Source organism: Curtobacterium sp. 8I-2 (genome assembly GCF_902506155.1).
Lineage (GTDB): Bacteria > Actinomycetota > Actinomycetes > Actinomycetales > Microbacteriaceae > Curtobacterium > Curtobacterium poinsettiae.
Genome location: NZ_LR732827.1, coordinates 2,637,682 through 2,656,211 on the forward strand (window position 1 = coordinate 2,637,682; position 18,530 = coordinate 2,656,211).

Here is an 18,530-nt window from a genome sequence, read left to right on the forward strand (position 1 = left end):
GCCCTCTGCCGCACCTCCCGCCACGACCGAAGGACCATCCCGCATGAGCATGACCCCGGAGCAGGCCACCTGGTTCGCCGACGTCGCAGGCCGCATCGTGACCAACGTCGAGCAGGTGCTCCTCGGGAAGACGTTCGTGATCCGCCTCGCGGTCACGGCGATGCTGAGCGAGGGGCACCTGCTCCTCGAGGACGTCCCCGGCACGGGCAAGACGAGCCTGGCCCGGGCGATGGCGCAGAGCGTGCAGGGCACCACGAACCGCATCCAGTTCACCCCCGACCTGCTGCCGGGTGACATCACCGGCATCAGCGTCTACGACCAGCGGACGCAGGAGTTCGACTTCCACCGCGGGCCGGTCTTCGCGAACATCGTGCTCGCCGACGAGATCAACCGTGCCAGCCCGAAGACCCAGTCCGCGCTGCTCGAGGCGATGGAGGAGTCCGCGATCACGGTGGACGGCGTCAACCACCGTCTCGCTGCGCCGTTCATGGTCATCGCGACCCAGAACCCGATCGAGCAGGCCGGCACGTACCGCCTGCCCGAGGCGCAGCTCGACCGCTTCCTGATGAAGACGTCGATCGGCTACCCGGACCACGCCGCGACGGTGAAGATCCTGGAGACCTCGTCGGCTCCCTCGGCGTCGGTCCCGCTGGCGAGCGTCGTGCCCGCCGCGACCATCACCGAGATGGCTGCCCTGGCGCGCACCGTGCACGTCGACGCCGTGATCGCCGACTACGTCGCCCGCCTGGTCGACGCGACCCGCTCGGCGAGCGAGGTCCGACTCGGCGTCAGCGTCCGCGGTGCGATGGGCCTGATCCGTGCGTCCCGTGTCCTCGCGGCGCTGAGCGGCCGGCACTACGTCACCCCGGACGACGTGAAGGCGCTTGCGGTCCCCGTCCTCGCACACCGCCTGGTGCTCGACGCCGAGGCCGAGTTCGACGGCGTCAGCGCACCGAGCGTCATCGCACAGCTGCTGGTGGAGACCCCGCCGCCCGCCGACCGAGTCACGACGTGACGGACCGCCGGTCCGTCTCCACGCGCTCGCGCCGTCCGTCCTCGACGCGGTCGCGTCGTGGCACGACGGCGTACGAGCGCACGGGGACCGTCACCGGCATGACCAACGTCCGGACGCGCATCGTCGGTGACCGCGACGGCGTCGCAGCGGATGCGGTCATCGGGATCGTCCGGCTCTGGGCAACGGCCTGGAGGTTCGTCCTGCGTCTCTGGGGCGAGGTCTCGTCCGTCGTCACCGGGCTCGGGTGGACGGTCGCCGCGCTGACGCTCGTCGCGTTCGTGGTCGGCTACCGGTTCGGCCTGCGGGAGATCGTCGTCGTCGGGTTCGCCGGTGCGGTGCTCGCGGTCGTCGCCGCGGTGGCGCTGATCGGCCGGTCGCGGCTCGCGATCCGGATGCGGTTGCCGCAGCACCGCGTCGCGGTCGGCGACGAGGCCGGTGTGATCGTCACGGCCGAGAACCCCACACGGTTGCCGTCGGTGCCGACGACCGTCGAGGTGCCGGTCGGATCGGGCCTCGTGGACGTGGCGATCCCCGCCATCGGGCCGCAGGGCACCTTCGAGCGGCAGGTTCCCGTCCCCACGCTCCGCCGCGGGGTGCTCGACGTCGGTCCCGTGACCGGGGTCCGCGCCGACCCGGTCGGGCTCGTCCGCCGCGAGGTCGTCTGGACCGCCCGCGAGCAGGTCATCGTGCACCCGCGCACGATCGCGATCCCGTCGACGAGCACGGGCCTGGTGCGCGACCTCGAGGGGCAGGCGACGACCGACCTGTCGCCGTCGGACATCGCCTTCCACGCGATCCGCGAGTACATGCCCGGTGACGACCCCCGCACCATCCACTGGAAGTCGACCGCCAAGTCCGGCGCGCTCATGGTCCGGCAGTTCGAGGACACCCGACGCTCGCACCTCGTGGTCGCGCTCGGCATCGCCCGCGGCGAGTTCGCCGACGACGAGGAGTTCGAGCTCGCGGTGAGCGCCGCGGCGTCGCTCGGTACCCGGGCGATCCGTGACGGCCGTGAGGTCTCGGTCGTGGTGTCGCAGCGCACCCCGGAGTTCGCCAAGCGCGCCGTCTACGCCGTGCGGACGCTCCCGACCGTGACGCCCACGCGCCTGCTCGACGACTTCGCCTCGGTCGGCCTCGCCGACGCCTGCCTGCCCATCGCCGAGGTCTCGCGGATCGTCGGCAGCGACACCGAGGGCATCTCCGTCGCGTTCCTCGTGGTGGGGTCCACCGTCGGCCTGCCCGCCCTGCGGCTCGCCGCAACCCGGTTCCCCGTCGGGGTGGAGGTCGTCGCGGTGATCTGCGAGCCCGAGGCCCAGCCCCGGTTCCTGCGGGTCGCCGGCCTGACCGTGATGACCATCGGCTACCTGGACGACCTCCGGCACGCCCTGCACCGATCGGCGTCGGCAGCGTGAGCGCCGCACCCGTGACCACCCCGGCACCCTCGGCGGACCGGGCGAGGCGTTCCACGCGACGGTCGGACCGTCGCGATGCCCGACGGCTCGTCCCGTTCCGGCTCGCCGGCGGCACCCTGGCGGTCTGGCTGCTGCTGGCCGTCGCGAGCACGTCGTGGTGGCCGGTGTACCGCGACCCAGCGATGCTCACCGCAGCGGTCACCGCGATCGTCATCGGGACGGTCGTCGCGCTCCTCGGCACCCTGTTCCGGCTGCCGACGGCCGTCGTGGCGATCGCGACGGTCGCCGCCTTCACGGTGAGCGGTGTCCCCGCCGCCGTGCCGAGTCAGGCCAACGGCCTGCTGCCCACCGGGCGCGGATTCCTCGACCTCTTCGCGGGCGTCGCCCTCGGCTGGAAGCAGCTGGTGACCATCAGCCTGCCCGTGGGGTCGTACGAAGCGTTGCTCGTGCCGTACTTCGTGACGCTGCTCGTCGCCACGGTGACCGCCGTGAGCGTGGCGACCCGCGCCTCCAGGCAGGAACTCGCGAGCATCCCGGCACTCGTGCTCTTCGCGGTGGGCGTGGTCGTCGGGCCGAGCCGGCTCGACACGTCGATCGTGACGGCCGTCGTCCTGGTCGGCATCGCGCTCGTCTGGGCGCTGACGGTGCGGCACGCGCGTCGCGCGGTCGCGGTGGCCACCACCATCGGTTCCCGTGTGCCGGTCGCGCGGTCGATCGTCCGTCCGGCGCTCGTCGGCACGGGGACCATCGTGGCCGCGGCGGTCGTGGCGACCGGTCTCGGCCTGGTCGCTCCGCCGTCCGGGGACCGCACGGTCGCGCGCACCGACGTCGTGAAGCCGTTCGACCCCCGCGACTACGTCAGTCCGCTCAGCGGGTTCCGTGCCTACGAGGAGTCGACGGCATCGGACGCCACCCAGCTCCGGGTGACCGGACTGCCGAAGGACGGGTTCGTCCGCGTCGCGACGCTCGACACGTACGACGGCGTGGTCTACCGCGTCGGCGGGTCCGACGGTTCGGCCGGCTCGGGCACCTTCGAACGGGTGCCGACCGCGGTCGACGTCCGGGGTGTCCGGGGCACCACGGTCGACGTCGGGGTGACCGTCGACGGCTACCGCGGTGTCTGGTTGCCCACCGTCGGCGACCTGGAACGTGTGCAGTTCACCGGGAAGGACGCCGACGACGAGCGCGGCGCGTTCTTCTACAACGGGTCGACCAGCACCGGCGCGGTTGTGGGCGGCGTCGGCGACGGCACCTCCTACGACCTCACCGCGGTGCTGCCCGACCAGCCGACCGAACGGCAGCTCGCCACCGCCCGGCCGGGGAGCGCTGCCGTGCCCACCGCGCGGGACGTCCCCGACGCCGTCCGCGACACCGTGGAGTCGACCACGAAGGACGTGTCGGCGCCCGGGGCGAAGCTCCTCGCCGCGCTGCAGGCGCTGCAGCGGAACGGGTACGTCAGCCACGGTGTCGGTGACGACCGGAAGAGCCGGTCGGGCCACGGCGCCGACCGGGTCCAGGAGCTCCTGACCGCACCCCTGATGATCGGCGACCAGGAGCAGTACGCCGCGGCGGCCGCACTCATGGCGGACGAGATCGGGTTCCCCGCACGGGTCGTGATGGGCTTCACCGCCGGGGGAGACTCGGGCCGGAACGGCACCGCACAGCGCGGGGGGACGACGACCTTCCGCGGGTCCGACGTGACGGCCCGCATCGAGGTGGACACCGCGCAGTGGGGATGGGTGATGCTCAACCCGAACCCCGAGGTGCGCGACATCCCGAACGAGCAGCAGCAGACCCCGCAGCCGGTGACCCGGCCGGAGACCGTCGTGCCGCCGCCTCCGGTGGACCAGCAGGACCAGGACCAGCAGGCGCCTCCGGAGAGCGACCGGAACACGCCGCCGGTGCAGCCGCTCTGGCTCCAGATCCTGCTCGCGGTGCTGCCCTGGGCACTCGGGACCCTCGGCGTGGTCGCACTCGTGCTCCTGCCGTTCGCCGTGATCGTGCTGCTGAAGCGACTGCGACGGCGCCGACGGCGGAACGCCGCCTCGCCGCGGGGCCGCATCGTCGGTGCCTGGGACGAGTACCGTGACCAGCTGCTCGACCGTGGGCACGACGTGCGGCGTTCCGCCACTCGTCGTGAAGCCGTCGTCGGCGCACCCGGCGAGGGCGGTACCGGACTCGCTGCGCTGGCCGACCGCGCGGTGTTCGGACCGAGCGACCCCGACCAGACCACCGCCGACCGCATGTGGTCCGCGACCGACGACGCGATCGGCTCGTTGCGCCGCGACCGCACCCGCCGGGAGCGGTTCCGCACGGCGGTCTCGCTCCGGTCCCTGCGGGGAACGCTGCGGCGTCCGACGGCGCGGGCTCGTCGGCCGACCGGCGGCCAGGGTGCACCGGGGCGCGGCGACTACGATGTCCAGAGGCCGGACGAGCTTCGTGGTCGGCCGAGTGAGGACAGAGGCACCACGTGATCAGATGCGAACACTGCGGATCGATGCTCCCGGACGGGGCGATCTTCTGCGGTGAGTGCGGCCGCGCGGTCACCGCTGCGGCGAGCCGTCGCCCGGTCGCGCCGACCCCCGTCGAGCAGGCACCGCCGCCGCCGTTGCAGCAGCCCGACGCGCACGGCCGACGATCCGACCCCGCCTCCGACGCCTGGTTGCCCGAATCCACGCTCGACCCCGCGACCCGTGCCTGGCTCACCGGTGCCGACCGCCGCGGCGAGGAACCGCCGGCCCCCGTGCCGGTGCAGCGTCCCGATGACCTCGCCCCACGACAGGCGCCCTCGCACGTGCACGGTGCCGGGTCGGGGCTCGACGACTGGTCGGGTGCGGCGGACCGGTCAGCGGCCGAGCCGGTCCTGGACCCCGACGCCTACGCGTCCGACCCGCTCGACGCCGACGACCCCGAGCGGACCCGGATCGCCCCGGCACCCGGTCGACCCGCGACACCCGCGACACCCGCGGCGCCGGCGAACGACGCCGATGCGCCCACCGTGCAACAGCCGGTGCCGTCTCCGCCAGCCGCTCCCGTCGCTCCCGTCGCGCCTGTCGCGCCCGAGCCCTCCCTGCCCGTCTGGGCACCGCCAGCCGACTCCGCACCGCCGGCAGCACCCGCCGGTCCGTCCTGGTGGGTGGGCCGGGGCGCACCTGCCGCCGCCGAGGCACCCGCCGAGCCGGTCGTCCCGCCCATGCCAGGAGCACCGTCCGAACCGGTCGCCGAGCAGGACGCTCCGGCTTCCGCGCGTGCGTCCGACGCGCCGGTCGTTTCCGCGCCGGAGCCGGACCACCTGACCGTCGCTGCCTCGGAGACCGCTGCCGACGACGACCAGTCGCCCGTCGTGTCGCCCCCGCAGCCCGGGGACACCGCCGTGGTCGAACCGCTGATCGACCGCCGTCCGCCGCGTCCGGCCCCGCTCGTCACACCGGGCATGCACGAGACGACCATCTGCCACGTCTGCGGCAACCGGCTCGAGCCGGACGACATCTTCTGCGGTGAGTGCGGGGCGGTCCGGCCCGCCGTGACCGCGGCCTTCACCGGCCCGGTCATGCCGTTGCCGATGACCCGGCCCGACTGGGCAGCGGACGACACCGCCGGCACCGAGACGTCCGAGGCGAGCACCGCCACGAACCAGGCAGACGGGCACGACAGCAGTGCGGACGAGCCCGCGGACCCAGACCGGTCCGCCGACGTCGCCGCACTCGACGAACCGGATGACGAGATCCAGGCGGACGACGAGTCCGTCCCCGTCCCCGCCGACGTGGAGCAGTCGAGTCCGGGCGGACGCCCCCGCGGGGCGCACGCTGCACCGGAGACCGAATCGGAGACACCGCGCGGGGCGCCTTTCGTCGCGGATTCGCCGATCCCACCCGTGCCGGGTTCCGTCGCCGCGCCGTCCTCGGCGCCGTCCACCACGACCACGGGCGCACCGCTCGCTGCGCCCCTGCCCCCGATCCCGGGCGTGACCGGACCGGCGCTGCCCCTGCAACCTGCTGACCGGCCGGACTCGAACGCCGGAGTCGACGACCTCGACGAGGACGTCGACGAGACCCGCATCGTCGCGAAGACCCCGACCCGGGCTCCGTTCGTGCTGCACTTCAGCACGGGTGAGCGACTCGGCGTGCACGGCACCGGGCTCCTCGGTCGACTGCCCCGACCGCAGCCGGGGGAGCGCTACGACGACCTGCTGACCGTGCACGATCCGGGCAAGTCCGTGTCGAAGACCCACCTCGAGCTCGGCCGGGACGGCGATGACCTGTGGGTCTCGGACCGGTTCTCCGGCAACGGCACGGTCGTCCGGCACATCGACGGATCCATCCGCCGCTGCGAGCCCGGTCGCCGGTACCGCGTCGAGCGGGGCGCGCGCGTCGACATCGGTGAGCAGTTCTTCCTGGTGCAGTAGGGCACTTCTCCACAGATCCGCTCCCGGGCCAACGCCGGGCACCCGGTTCCTGGTGCGATGGGGACATGTCCCGGTTCACCGCTCGCTGCGTGGTCGTGGGGGCCGCGGTCGCGCTCGTCCTGGTCGGCGTCCTCGCGCCGCTCAGCGGCGTCGGGCACGGTGTCCTGCTCGGCGCAGGCGCGTGCTGCGCCCTGGTCGACGTGGTGCTCCACCGTTCCGCGTCGGCGCTCCCGGCGGACCGTCCGGTCGTGGTCGTCGCGCCGTCGATCCCCGACCGGGTCGGTGCTCCGGGCACACCTCCTGACACGTCAGAACGCCTCCACGTGCTGCAACCGCCGGCGGCCCTCGTCCCCGACGCCGATGGTGGGTCACCCACACTCGTCCTCGGACACGGTCCCGGCGATCACGTGGTCCGGGTCGATGCGGCGTCACACGTCGCGGTCGTCGGGACCGGGGCACTGGCCCTCGCGGTGTTCCGCGGGCTCGCCGAGCAGCTCCGTGCCGCTGCCGTCCACGACGGGGACGACCTGCGGTGGGCCGTCGCGCCCGGACTCCTCGACGCCGGGGGACCGACCAGCGACGAGCCCTCGCCGCGCACCCTGCCGCGGGGCACCTCGGTCGCGGTGTGGATGGACGAGGGCGGCCGACCGCTCGGCACCGTGGTGCTCGTGGCCGGACTCGGATCGGTGCCCCGACAACGAGACGTCACCGTCGAGGTCACGCGGTACGGCTGTTCCGTCCGCCGATCCGACGACCACGACGTCGTCCGGGTCGCCCCGGCGCTCCCGCTGCTCGACCTCGACCCCGTCGGCACCGGCTGAGGAAGCGCGCCGGACGGGGGCGCCGATCGATCAGCGACGACCGAGCATCAGCGCAGCCCGGCGCCCGCGCGCACCGTCCCGACGGGCACACCGCCACCGAGGACCCGCTCACCGGTCGCCTCGAGCACGTCGGCCACCCCGTCGGCCGCGACGAGCCCGTTGCGCTCGAGCAGGGCCAGGGCTGCCAGGGTGCCGGCCCGTTGCGAGCCGTCGAGCACCTTCACCGCGACCGCCGCACCGCCGGGCAACCCCATGACCATGACGCCCTCGGCACCGAACTTCGCGAGCACCTGCAGCCGCTCGATGGTCACCGTGTTCGCACGTCCGACGCCGTCGATCGCCCACGGGTGGGCCAGGACCGCGTCGGTCAGGGCGGCGGAGTCGTCGTCGGCCCGTGCCACGACCCCGGCGAACCCGCGCGCGAGCCCGGTCAGGGTCAGTGGGAACACGGGAGCGCCGCAGCCGTCCGTGCCGACCAGGTCGACGGTCTCGTGCGTGTACTCCTCGACCACGGAACGCACCCGCTGCTGCAACGGGTGCTCCGTGTCCAGGTACGTGGCTTCGTCCCACCCGTTCACCCGGCAGGCGGCGAGCATGCCGGCGTGCTTGCCGGAGCAGTTCATGGCCAGTCGGCGGGGGCCGTCCATCGTGCGGGCGGTCCCGCGGTCGAAGGGCATGTCCGGCGGGCAACCGAGGTCGGCCTCGACGTGGTCGAAGGACTCGAGCATGTGCAGGGCGAGCGCCTGGTGCGCGGCGGTGCCGGCGTGGCTCGCGGTGGTGAGGACGAGCTCCTCGTCGGAGAACAGCGCACCGGCTCGTCGGACCGCCAGCGCCTGGAACGGCTTCATGGTGGAACGCGGGTAGATGCTCGCGGTCACGTCGCCGACGGAGTCGATCACCGTGCCGGTCGCGTCGACGACGACGCCGGCTCCGACGTGTCGGCTCTCGTCGAACCCTGAGCGTTCGAGCACCGCCAACTCGACGGAACCGTCGGCGGTGAGAGGATGGCGATCACTGCGGACTTCGGGGCTCACCGTCATGCCGCCATGCTAGCCAAGGCGAAGGGGCGCACCCGTGCACGACCACTCCTACGAGGTCTCCGTCAGCTGGACCGGCGACCGCGGGACCGGCACCTCCGGGTACCGCGACTACGGCCGCGAACACGTCGTCTCGGCCACCGGCAAGCCGGACGTCCCCGGCTCCGCCGACCCGACGTTCCGCGGGGACCGTGACCGTTGGAACCCCGAGGAGATGGTGGTCGCGGCACTGGCCCAGTGCCACATGCTCAGCTACCTGCACGTCGCGGTCACGAAGGGCTTCACCGTCGTCGACTACCGGGACACCGCGACCGCGTCGCTCCGCCTGAACCGCGACGGGTCGGGCGAGCTGACCGAGGCGACCCTGCACCCGGTGGTCACGATCCTCGAGGCCGACCGGGTGGCGGACGCCGAGGCCGCGCACACCACGGCCAACGAGCTCTGCTTCATCGCGCGGTCGGTGGCGTTCCCGGTGCACCACGAGCCGCAGCTGGTCGTCCGACCTGCGTCATTGGCAGGGGACTCTTCGGCTGGTGGGGCAGACTAGGTTCCCGTGAAGCGTCTCCGCCTGCTCCCGATCGCCATCGTCCCCGCCGTCGTGCTGGGACTCGCCGCCTGCTCCGGCTCCGGTTCGAGCGGGCCCTCGGCCTCGCCGACCCCGTCGGCCAGTGCCACGGCCTCGGCGATCACCTCGTGCCCCGACCCCGGCAAGTCGTCCGACTCGATCAAGGCGACCGGGGCGTTCGGGGGAGCGCAGGCGCCGACCGTGAAGTTCGCGTCCGGTCTGTCCGCCAAGACCCCGCAGGCCACCCGGCTCGTGCAGGGCAAGGGCGCGTCCCTCGACGAGGGCGACTACGCGCAGGTCTCCTACAGCGTGTACGAGGCGTCCGACGCCAAGAAGCTCGGCACCGTCGGCTTCGACGAGGGCAACCCGCAGGTGCTCTCCGTCGGTGGCAAGGGCTTCGGCGCGCTCCTGGCCTGCTCGAAGGTCGGCGACCGGATCGCCGCGGTCGGACAGTCCTCCGCACTCGGCTTCAACACCGGCGGCGAGATCGTCGTGGTCGCCGACGTCGTCGCGCAGACCCCGACCAAGGCGAACGGCACCCCGCAGGACCAGGACCCGGGACTGCCCACGGTCAAGGACAAGGCTTCCGGTGAGCCGGAGATCACGGTCCCGAAGGGCGTGAAGGCACCCACGAAGACCACGGTCGAGGTGCTGAAGCAGGGCGACGGCGCCGCGATCGCCGACGGCGACACCGCGCTCGTGCAGTACAAGGGCGTCGTCTACGACACCGGCAAGGAGTTCGACTCCTCGTGGTCGAAGGGCGTCCCCACCACCTTCACCGTCTCGGAGAGCGCGCTCATCAAGGGCTTCGTCACCGGGCTCGTCGGCCAGAAGGTCGGCTCGCAGGTGCTCATCGTCGCCACGCCGGAGGACGCCTACGGCGCCAACCCGCGGGAGGGCTCGGGCATCCCGAAGAACGCCACGCTCGTCTTCGTCGTCGACATCCTCGCCAAGGGCTGACCGTGACGGACGACCGCGTCGGCAGCGCCGGTCCGGAGCGTCGGCGCATCGTCGTCCTCGGCAGCACCGGCTCGATCGGCACCCAGGCGCTCGACGTCGTCGCCCGCAACCCCGACCGGTTCGAGGTCGTCGGGCTCACTGCCGGCAGCAACCGTGCACTGGTCGCCGAGCAGGCCGCCCGGTTCGGCGTCCGCGACACGGCGTTCGGTGCGGCGGACTCGGAGCAGCTCATCCGCAGCGTCGAGGCCGACGTCGTCCTGAACGGCATCACGGGCTCGGTCGGCCTCGGTCCGACGCTCGCGGCGCTCGAGAGCGGCGCCACACTGGCCCTCGCCAACAAGGAGAGCCTGATCGTCGGCGGCTCGCTCGTGCAGCAGGCCGCGGCGCCCGGGCAGATCGTGCCCGTCGACAGCGAGCACTCCGCGATCGCGCAGGCGCTCCGTTCCGGCGCCGACACCGAGGTGCAGCGGCTCGTCCTCACCGCGAGCGGCGGTCCCTTCCGCGGGCGCACCCGTGAGCAGCTCCGCGACGTCACCCCCGCCCAGGCGCTGGCGCACCCCACCTGGGACATGGGACTCGTCGTCACGACGAACTCCGCGACCCTGGTGAACAAGGGGCTCGAGGTCATCGAGGCGCACCTGCTCTTCGGCGTGCCGTACGACCGCATCGACGTCACCGTGCACGCGCAGTCGATCGTGCACTCGATGGTCGAGTTCGTCGACGGCTCCACCATCGCCCAGGCATCGCCGCCGGACATGCGGCTGCCGATCGCGCTCGGCCTGGCCTGGCCGGACCGCGTGCCCGGCGTCGGCGTCCCGCTCGACTGGACGACCGCGAGCACGTGGACGTTCGAGCCCCTCGACCAGGACGCCTTCGGAGCCGTTGCCCTCGCGAAGCGCGTGGGCGAACTGGGGGGGACGTTCCCGGCCGTGTTCAACGCCGCGAACGAGCAGGCCGTCGCCGCGTTCCACGCCGGCGCGATCGGTTTCCTGGACATCGTCGACACGGTCGAGCGCATCGTCGAGGAGCACACCGCGGGGGAGCCCTCACTCGACGGCGTGCTCGCTGCGGAGCAGTGGGCGCGCACCGCTGTGGACCGCGCACTGACCCGCTGACGCGGGTCGCGCCTCCCGTCCGACGCGGAGGCGGCAGACCGCGGACGTGACGCACCGGCCTGGAGGCCCAGCTCGCCTCGCAGACGGCGCTCGGCTCCGTCATGGAATCAGTCCCGTACTCTTTCCCGGTGACCGTCGAATCCGTCCTGCTCTTCGTCCTCGGCGTGGTCGTCTTCATCATCGGCCTGCTGGTCTCGATCGGACTCCACGAGCTGGGGCACCTGTCCTTCGCGAAGCTCTTCAACGTCAAGGTGACGCAGTACTCGCTGGGCTTCGGCAAGGCGATGTGGTCGTTCAAGCGGGGTGAGACCGAGTACGGCATCCGCCCGATCCTGCTGGGCGGGTACATCTCGATGGTGGGCATGCTCAAGCCGCGCGCTTCGGGCCGCGAGATCACGAACACGGGGATGTACAGCGCGTTCGTGCAGGACGCCCGTCAGGCCAGCGCCGAGCAGATCGCGGACTCCGGCGGCGACGACTCCCGCGCCTTCTACCGCCTGACGCCGTGGAAGCGGATCATCGTGATGGTCGCAGGCCCGGCGATGAACCTGGTGATCGGCATCGTGCTGTTCGGCGTGCTGCTGTGCGGGTTCGGGGCACCGACCACGACCTTCACGTCGAGTGTCGGCTGCGTCCTGCCGAACAGCCGGACGACCGAGTGTTCGCCCGGCGACGCCGTGTCCCCGGCGAAGCAGGCCGGCATCGAGTCCGGCGACGTCGTGCTCTCGGTGAACGGCGAGCAGGACCCCACGATCACGCGCGTCTCCCAGGTCTTCCAGGAGTCCGCGGGTGAGCAGGTCACCGTGGTCGTCGACCGCGACGGCGCGCGGAAGACGCTCGAGATCACCCCGACGACCGCCACCCGTGACGTCTACGACGCCGAGGGGAAGGTCGTCAAGAACGACGACGGCACCACGAAGACCCAGCGCGTCGGCGTGGTCGGCGTCAGCATCGGTCAGTCCCTGGTGCGGCAGTCCCCGGCCGCGGTCCTGCCCGCGACGGGCGCCCAGATCGCCGCGTCGGCGCACCTGATCATCGACCTGCCGCAGCGTCTGGTCGCGGTGTGGAACGCCGCGTTCGGTGCGCAGGAGCGGTCGCAGGACAGCCCCGTGTCGGTGGTCGGTGTCGGTCGTGCGATCGGGGAGGTCTCGTCGATGAGCGGTGTCCCCGTGGTCGACAAGGCGTACACGATCCTCGGGCTGCTGGCCTCGCTCAACATCGGCCTGTTCGTGCTCAACATGGTGCCGCTGCTGCCGCTCGACGGCGGGCACATCGCGGGCGCGCTGTGGGAAGCGATCAAACGACGGTCGTTCAAGCTCGTCGGCAAGGCCGACCCGGGGCCCATCGACCTGGCGAAGACGATGCCGCTGACGATGGTCGTCGTGGTGCTGCTGGCGGGCATGAGCGCGCTGCTCATCTACGCCGACATCGTCCGACCTGTGAACCTGTTCGGGTAGCGCTCGGAGCCACTACGCTCAGCGCATGAGCACAGCCGCCACGAACCCTCCCGAGGTTCGCGCCGTCGAACGACAGGGGCTCGACGTCATCGCCGAGTCGGATCGGAAGGGCTCCCCGAGGGGGCTGTTCTGGCCGTGGTTCGCGGCGAACATCTCCGTCCTCGGCATCGCGTACGGGTCGTTCGTCATCGGGTTCGGTATCTCGCTGGCCCAGGCGACGATCGTCTCGGTCATCGGGGTGGTGTTCTCGTTCCTGCTGTGCGGCATCGTCGCGATCGCCGGCAAGCGCGGTTCGGCGCCGACCATGGTGCTGAGCCGAGCGGCGTTCGGGGTCCGCGGCAACCGGGTGCCCTCGTTCCTCAGCTGGGTCCTCACCGTCGGGTGGGAGACCTCGCTCGCCGCGCTGGCGGTCCTGGCGACCTCGACCGTCTTCACCGAGCTCGGTTGGGACGGCGGGGTGCTGACGAAGGTCGTCGCGCTGATCGTCGTCGCAGCGCTCGTGGTCGGCGCCGGGATCGCCGGGTTCGACGTGATCATGCGCCTGCAGACCGTGATCACCGTCGTCACCGCCGTGTTGACCGTCGTCTACATCGTGCTCGCCGCGCCGACGATCGACTTCGCGGCGCTCGGTGCCCTGCCGTCCGGCAGCACCCAGAACGTCATCGGGGCGCTCGTGCTCGTGATGACCGGGTTCGGCCTGGGCTGGGTGAACGCCGCCGCCGACTACTCGCGGTACCTGCCGCGGGGCGCGTCCACCGGTGGCGTCGTCGGGTGGACGACCCTCGGTGGCGCACTGGCACCGGCGATCCTCGTGGTCTTCGGCGTCCTGCTCGCCGGGTCCTCGCCGGACCTGAACGCGGCGATCCAGGACGACCCGATCGGCGCGCTCACCACGATCCTGCCGATCTGGTTCCTCGTCCCGTTCGCGATCGTGGCGATCCTCGGGCTCGTCGGGGGAGCCGTCCTCGACATCTACTCGTCGGGCCTCGCGCTGCTCAGCGCCGGCGTGAAGATCCCGCGGCCGGTCGCCGCCGGGGTCGACGGCGCGTTCATGGTCGCCGGCGCCGTGTACATCGCCTTCTTCTCGGAGAGCTTCGTGAAGCCGTTCCAGGCGTTCCTCGTGACCCTCGGGGTGCCGATCGCCGCATGGGCCGGCATCTTCGTCGCAGATGTCCTGCTCCGTCGTCGCGCCTACGCCGAGGCGGAGCTCGACGATCGCCGCGGGCGCTACGGAGACGTCCGGTGGCTGCCGATCGCGCTCGTCGTGCTCGGCACGGTGCTCGGCTGGGGTCTGGTCACGAACACGTACGGCGTCCCCGCGTGGCTGAACTGGCAGGGCTACCTGCTCGGCCCGTTGGGACTCGGCGGACGCGGAGGCGCCTGGGCGTACGCGAACCTCGGCGTCCTCGTCGCCCTGCTGGTCGGGTTCCTCGGCACGCTGCTGTTCGCGCGTGGGTCGATCCGCCGTCAGGAAGCACTGAGCACCCCGGAAGCACTCGGCACCCCAGAAGCACTCGGCACCCCGGACGACCTGCGATGAGCGCGGAGGTCCCCGACGACGCCTGGCTCGTCGTCATCGACATGCAGCAGGTCTTCACCGGCGAGAACCCGTGGGCGGCACCGCGCTTCGACCACGCCGGCGCCGGCATCGAACGGCTCCTGCCCCGGTTCACCGGTCGCACGGTCTTCACCCGCTTCGTCGCCCCGGTCCAGCCCGAGGGCGCGTGGGTGCCGTACTACCGCGAGTGGCCCTTCGCGCTGCTCCCGGACGCCGACCCGCTGTACGCGCTCACCGAGCCCTTCGCGTCTGCTGCCGCGGACCGGAACGACCCCGTCGTCACGGAACCGACCTTCGGCAAGTGGGGGACGAGCCTCCAGGCCGTCGTCGGCGACCATCCGCACCTGGTGCTCACGGGGGTGTCGACCGACTGCTGCGTGCTGTCGACCGCGCTGGCGGCGGCGGATGCCGGCGCGACGGTGACGGTCGTGGCCGACGCCTGCGCCGGCGCCAGCGACGCGGACCACGACCGGGCCCTCGCGGTGATGCGGCTCTACGCCCCGCTCATCACGGTCGTGGACTCGGTCAGGGAGCTCTGAACGGACCCACGGGGACCAGAGCCGGCATGGTCAGACCGAGCGCGTAGAGTGCTCACGTGCCCGCAGTCAACCTCGGTATGCCCAAGTCCCCCGAAACCCTCGCTCCGCGTCGCAAGTCGCGGCAGATCCGGGTCGGCAAGGTGCTCGTGGGCGGCGACGCCCCGGTGTCCGTGCAGTCGATGACCACGACGCAGACCACCAACATCAACGCGACGCTGCAGCAGATCGCCGAGCTCACGGCGTCGGGCTGCGACATCGTCCGGGTCGCCGTGCCCACGCAGGACGACGCCGACGCGCTGGCGATCATCGCGAAGAAGTCGCAGATCCCCGTGATCGCCGACATCCACTTCCAGCCGAAGTACGTCTTCCAGGCGATCGACGCTGGCTGCGCGGCGGTCCGCGTCAACCCGGGCAACATCCGCAAGTTCGACGACCAGGTCGGCGCGATCGCCAAGGCTGCCAAGGACGCCGGCGTCTCGCTCCGCATCGGTGTGAACGCGGGGTCGCTCGAGCCGAGCCTGCTCCAGAAGTACGGCAAGGCCACCCCCGAGGCGCTCGTCGAGTCCGCCGTGTGGGAAGCCTCCCTGTTCGAGGAGCACGACTTCCACGACTTCAAGATCTCGGTCAAGCACAACGACCCGATCGTCATGGTGAAGGCCTACCGCCAGCTGGCCGCCGCTGGTGACTGGCCGCTGCACCTCGGCGTGACCGAGGCCGGGCCGGAGTTCCAGGGCACCATCAAGAGCGCCACCGCGTTCGGCATCCTGCTGGCCGAGGGCATCGGCGACACCATCCGCGTGTCGCTCTCCGCCCCGCCCGCGCAAGAAGTCAAGGTCGGCCTGCAGATCCTGCAGTCGCTCAACCTGCGCGAGCGGAAGCTCGAGATCGTCTCCTGCCCCAGCTGCGGCCGCGCCCAGGTCGACGTCTACCAGCTCGCGAACGACGTCACGAAGGGGCTCGAGGGCATGACCGTCCCGCTCCGCGTCGCCGTCATGGGCTGCGTCGTGAACGGTCCGGGCGAGGCGCGCGAGGCCGACCTCGGCGTCGCCTCCGGCAACGGCAAGGGGCAGATCTTCGTCAAGGGCCAGGTCGTCAAGACCGTGCCCGAAGCCGAGATCGTCCAGACGCTCATCAACGAGGCGAACCGCATCGCGGACGAGATGGGTCCCGCGGCCGCCACCGGCACGCCCCAGGTGATCATGGCGCCGTAGGCGCGACCACCATCCCGACCGGAGGCCCGGTGCCAGCTGGCACCGGGCCTCCGGTCCGTCGTCGGGCGGCGCCGGCGCTGGCGACAGCGCCGGTCTGCACGGTGCGTGCTTCGCGGTTCCGTGCCGGGTTGATCGCCCCGTGCGAGCCTGCAGGCGCGCACGGAGCGGCTGGTGCCGCACCGGCCGATCAACCCCGCACCGTGCGGCGCTGCTCCGCGACGCCTGCGACGCCGGCGACGCGCGTGCCGCGCCGGTGAACGGCCTGGAGGCCCGGCGCGGCTGCTCGACGTGCGTCCCGTCGGCACGGTGCGGACTTCGCGAGCGGCAGCCGGGTTGATCGCCCCGTGCGAGCCCGCAGGCGCGCACGGAGCGGCTCGTGCCGCACGAGCCGGCGAACCTCGCACCGTGCCGAGCGGCGATCCTCGCGCACAGCGGTGGGGACACCGCCGGGAACCCGCGCCGCCGGCCCGCCGCCACTAGGCTTGCCCCGTGGTCACACGGCTTTCGCATCTGTTCCTCCGTACGCTCCGCGACGACCCCTCCGACGCCGAGGTGACGAGCCACAAGCTGCTCGTCCGCGCCGGGTACGTCCGTCGCCAGTCCCCGGGGATCTTCGCCTGGCTGCCGCTCGGCCTCCGGGTGCGCGCCAAGATCGAGGCGATCATCCGCGACGAGATGGTCGCAGCCGGTGCGCAGGAGGTCCTGCTGCCAGCGCTCCTGCCGCGTGAGCCGTACGAGGCGACGAACCGCTGGACCGAGTACGGCGACGGCATGTTCCGCCTGCAGGACCGCAAGGGGTCCGACTACCTGCTCGCCCCCACGCACGAGGAGATGTTCGCGCTCCTGGTGAAGGACCTGTACTCGTCCTACAAGGACCTGCCGGTCACCCTGTTCCAGATCCAGGACAAGTACCGCGACGAGGCCCGGCCCCGCGCCGGCCTCCTGCGCGGCCGCGAGTTCACGATGAAGGACGCCTACTCGTTCGACCTCACGGACGAGGGGCTCGAGCGCAGCTACCAGGTCATGCGCGATGCGTACGAGAAGATCTTCGCCCGCCTGGGCCTCGACTACGTCATCGTCAAGGCCGATGCCGGCGCGATGGGCGGCTCCAAGTCCGAGGAGTTCCTGCATCCGATCGGCGTCGGCGAGGACACCTTCGTCCGCAGCGCCGGCGGTTACGCGGCCAACGTCGAGGCGTACGTCACCCCGATCCCCGAGTCCCTGCCGATCGAGGGCCAGCCCGAACCCGTGCTCCTGCCGGCGTCGGACACCCCGACGATCGACACCCTCGTCGCCCACGCCAACCAGGTCGCCCCGCGCGACGGCGCACCGTGGACCGCGGCCGACACGCTGAAGAACGTGGTGCTCGCACTGACGCACCTCGACGGCACGCGCGAGGTCGTGGTCGTCGGCCTGCCCGGTGACCGCGACGTCGACCTGAAGCGTGCCGAGGTGTCGTTCGCCCCGGCCGAGGTCGAGGCCGCCGGCGACGACGACTTCAAGAAGCACCGTGGCCTGGTGAAGGGCTACATCGGCCCGCAGGTCCTCGGCGCCGACAGCGCCACCGGCATCCGCTACTTCGTCGACCCGCGCGTGGTCGACGGCACGAGCTGGATCACCGGCGCCAACGAGCGCGGCGTGCACGTCTCCGGCGTCGTCGCCGGCCGCGACTTCGTGGCCGACGGTGTCGTCGAGGTCTCCGACGTCCGCGCCGGCGACCCGTCCCCGGACGGCTCCGGCCCCCTCGAGACCGCCCGCGGCATGGAGATCGGGCACGTCTTCCAGCTCGGTCGCAAGTACGCCGAGGCGCTCGGCCTCAAGGTGCAGGACGAGAACGGCAAGCTCGCCACGGTGACGATGGGCTCCTACGGCATCGGCGTGACCCGCATCCTCGCGATCCTGGCCGAGTCCCACAACGACGAGAAGGGCCTGGTCTGGCCGAAGAACGTCGCACCGTTCGACGTGCACATCGTCGCCACGGGTCGCGACCAGGTCGCCTACGAGCTGGCGTCCTCGGTCGTCGCCGAGCTCGAGGGCGAACGGTTCGACGTGCTCTACGACGACCGCCCGAAGGTGTCGCCCGGCGTGAAGCTCCGTGACGCCGAACTGCTCGGCATGCCGATCGTCGTCGTCGCGGGTCGCGGCGCCGCCGACGGCGTCGTCGAGCTGTGGGACCGTGCGACGGGCGACCGCCGCGACGTGCCGGTGGCCGAACTGCTCGACGCGGTCCGCGCGATCTGACACGACGCCGTCGTGTCCGCTGGACACCGCCGATCCGACGAGACGCCGCCCAACCGGGCGGCGTCTCGCGCATCTGGCGGCGTCTCGGCGAGTCGACGGCGTGTCACGACCTGGACGTGACCACCTGACGGACGGGAGGCCCGTGGCGACGCCGCCACGGGCCTCCTGTCCGCCGTCTGGTTCTGGGGTACGCT

At 72.1% G+C, this 18,530-nt stretch carries 14 protein-coding genes; 13 read left to right on the plus strand and 1 reads right to left on the minus strand.

Annotated features, from left to right (window positions below):
- The first annotated feature begins 43 nt into the window (after window positions 1-43).
- The 5 genes from BOSE127_RS16210 to BOSE127_RS16230 all read left to right on the plus strand — a co-directional run bounded on the left by BOSE127_RS16210 (window position 44) and on the right by BOSE127_RS16230 (window position 7,653).
- On the plus strand, window positions 44-1,015 hold the full coding sequence (locus BOSE127_RS16210; RefSeq protein ID WP_027465773.1) for an AAA family ATPase: 972 nt from the start codon (window positions 44-46) through the stop codon (window positions 1,013-1,015).
- Window positions 1,016-1,113: 98 nt separating this feature from the next.
- Complete coding sequence (locus BOSE127_RS16215) at window positions 1,114-2,427, plus strand: DUF58 domain-containing protein (protein WP_236559579.1); 1,314 nt, start codon at window positions 1,114-1,116, stop codon at window positions 2,425-2,427.
- Window positions 2,424-4,901 (plus strand): DUF3488 domain-containing protein, encoded by a 2,478-nt coding sequence (locus BOSE127_RS16220; RefSeq protein ID WP_159558003.1) that lies wholly within the window; start codon window positions 2,424-2,426, stop codon window positions 4,899-4,901. The genes BOSE127_RS16215 and BOSE127_RS16220 overlap by 4 nt, the downstream gene beginning before the upstream one ends.
- Window positions 4,898-6,832: a zinc-ribbon domain-containing protein gene (locus BOSE127_RS16225; RefSeq protein WP_328698931.1), complete on the plus strand. Its 1,935-nt coding sequence runs from the start codon at window positions 4,898-4,900 to the stop codon at window positions 6,830-6,832. Before BOSE127_RS16220 ends, BOSE127_RS16225 begins: the two co-directional genes overlap by 4 nt.
- Window positions 6,833-6,897: 65 nt before the next feature.
- Entirely contained in the window at window positions 6,898-7,653 is a 756-nt protein-coding gene (locus BOSE127_RS16230; RefSeq protein WP_159558005.1) for a hypothetical protein, read from the plus strand.
- A gap of 47 nt (window positions 7,654-7,700) precedes the next feature.
- Here BOSE127_RS16230 and BOSE127_RS16235 read toward each other — a convergent pair whose 3' ends face one another.
- Window positions 7,701-8,693 carry an asparaginase gene (locus tag BOSE127_RS16235; RefSeq protein ID WP_159558007.1) on the minus strand — a complete coding sequence of 331 codons (993 nt, stop codon included), beginning with the start codon at window positions 8,691-8,693 and terminating at the stop codon, window positions 7,701-7,703.
- 34 nt (window positions 8,694-8,727) lie between these two features.
- On the opposite strand from BOSE127_RS16235, the gene BOSE127_RS16240 reads away from it, so the two are divergent.
- The 8 genes from BOSE127_RS16240 (at window position 8,728) to BOSE127_RS16275 (ending at window position 18,336) form a co-directional block, all read left to right on the plus strand.
- Window positions 8,728-9,237: an OsmC family protein gene (locus tag BOSE127_RS16240; protein WP_017885731.1), complete on the plus strand. Its 510-nt coding sequence runs from the start codon at window positions 8,728-8,730 to the stop codon at window positions 9,235-9,237.
- A gap of 6 nt (window positions 9,238-9,243) precedes the next feature.
- Window positions 9,244-10,215, plus strand: a complete 972-nt coding sequence (locus BOSE127_RS16245) for an FKBP-type peptidyl-prolyl cis-trans isomerase (RefSeq protein ID WP_017885730.1) — start codon at window positions 9,244-9,246, stop codon at window positions 10,213-10,215.
- A 2-nt stretch (window positions 10,216-10,217) separates the two neighbouring features.
- The gene (dxr, locus tag BOSE127_RS16250; RefSeq protein WP_159558009.1) at window positions 10,218-11,330 is read left to right on the plus strand and encodes a 1-deoxy-D-xylulose-5-phosphate reductoisomerase; all 1,113 of its coding nucleotides are present in this window, start codon (window positions 10,218-10,220) and stop codon (window positions 11,328-11,330) included.
- A 128-nt stretch (window positions 11,331-11,458) separates the two neighbouring features.
- The gene (locus tag BOSE127_RS16255; RefSeq protein ID WP_175470761.1) at window positions 11,459-12,787 is read left to right on the plus strand and encodes a M50 family metallopeptidase; all 1,329 of its coding nucleotides are present in this window, start codon (window positions 11,459-11,461) and stop codon (window positions 12,785-12,787) included.
- 25 nt (window positions 12,788-12,812) lie between these two features.
- Window positions 12,813-14,327, plus strand: a complete 1,515-nt coding sequence (locus tag BOSE127_RS16260; protein ID WP_071251712.1) for a purine-cytosine permease family protein — start codon at window positions 12,813-12,815, stop codon at window positions 14,325-14,327.
- Complete coding sequence (locus BOSE127_RS16265) at window positions 14,324-14,884, plus strand: cysteine hydrolase family protein (RefSeq protein WP_071251711.1); 561 nt, start codon at window positions 14,324-14,326, stop codon at window positions 14,882-14,884. Before BOSE127_RS16260 ends, BOSE127_RS16265 begins: the two co-directional genes overlap by 4 nt.
- Before the next feature lie 56 nt (window positions 14,885-14,940).
- A complete protein-coding gene (gene ispG / locus BOSE127_RS16270) occupies window positions 14,941-16,095 on the plus strand; it encodes a flavodoxin-dependent (E)-4-hydroxy-3-methylbut-2-enyl-diphosphate synthase (RefSeq protein WP_171907786.1) in 1,155 nt (384 codons plus the stop codon).
- A 489-nt stretch (window positions 16,096-16,584) separates the two neighbouring features.
- Complete coding sequence (locus tag BOSE127_RS16275; RefSeq protein ID WP_159558011.1) at window positions 16,585-18,336, plus strand: proline--tRNA ligase; 1,752 nt, start codon at window positions 16,585-16,587, stop codon at window positions 18,334-18,336.
- The last annotated feature ends 194 nt before the right edge of the window (window positions 18,337-18,530 follow it).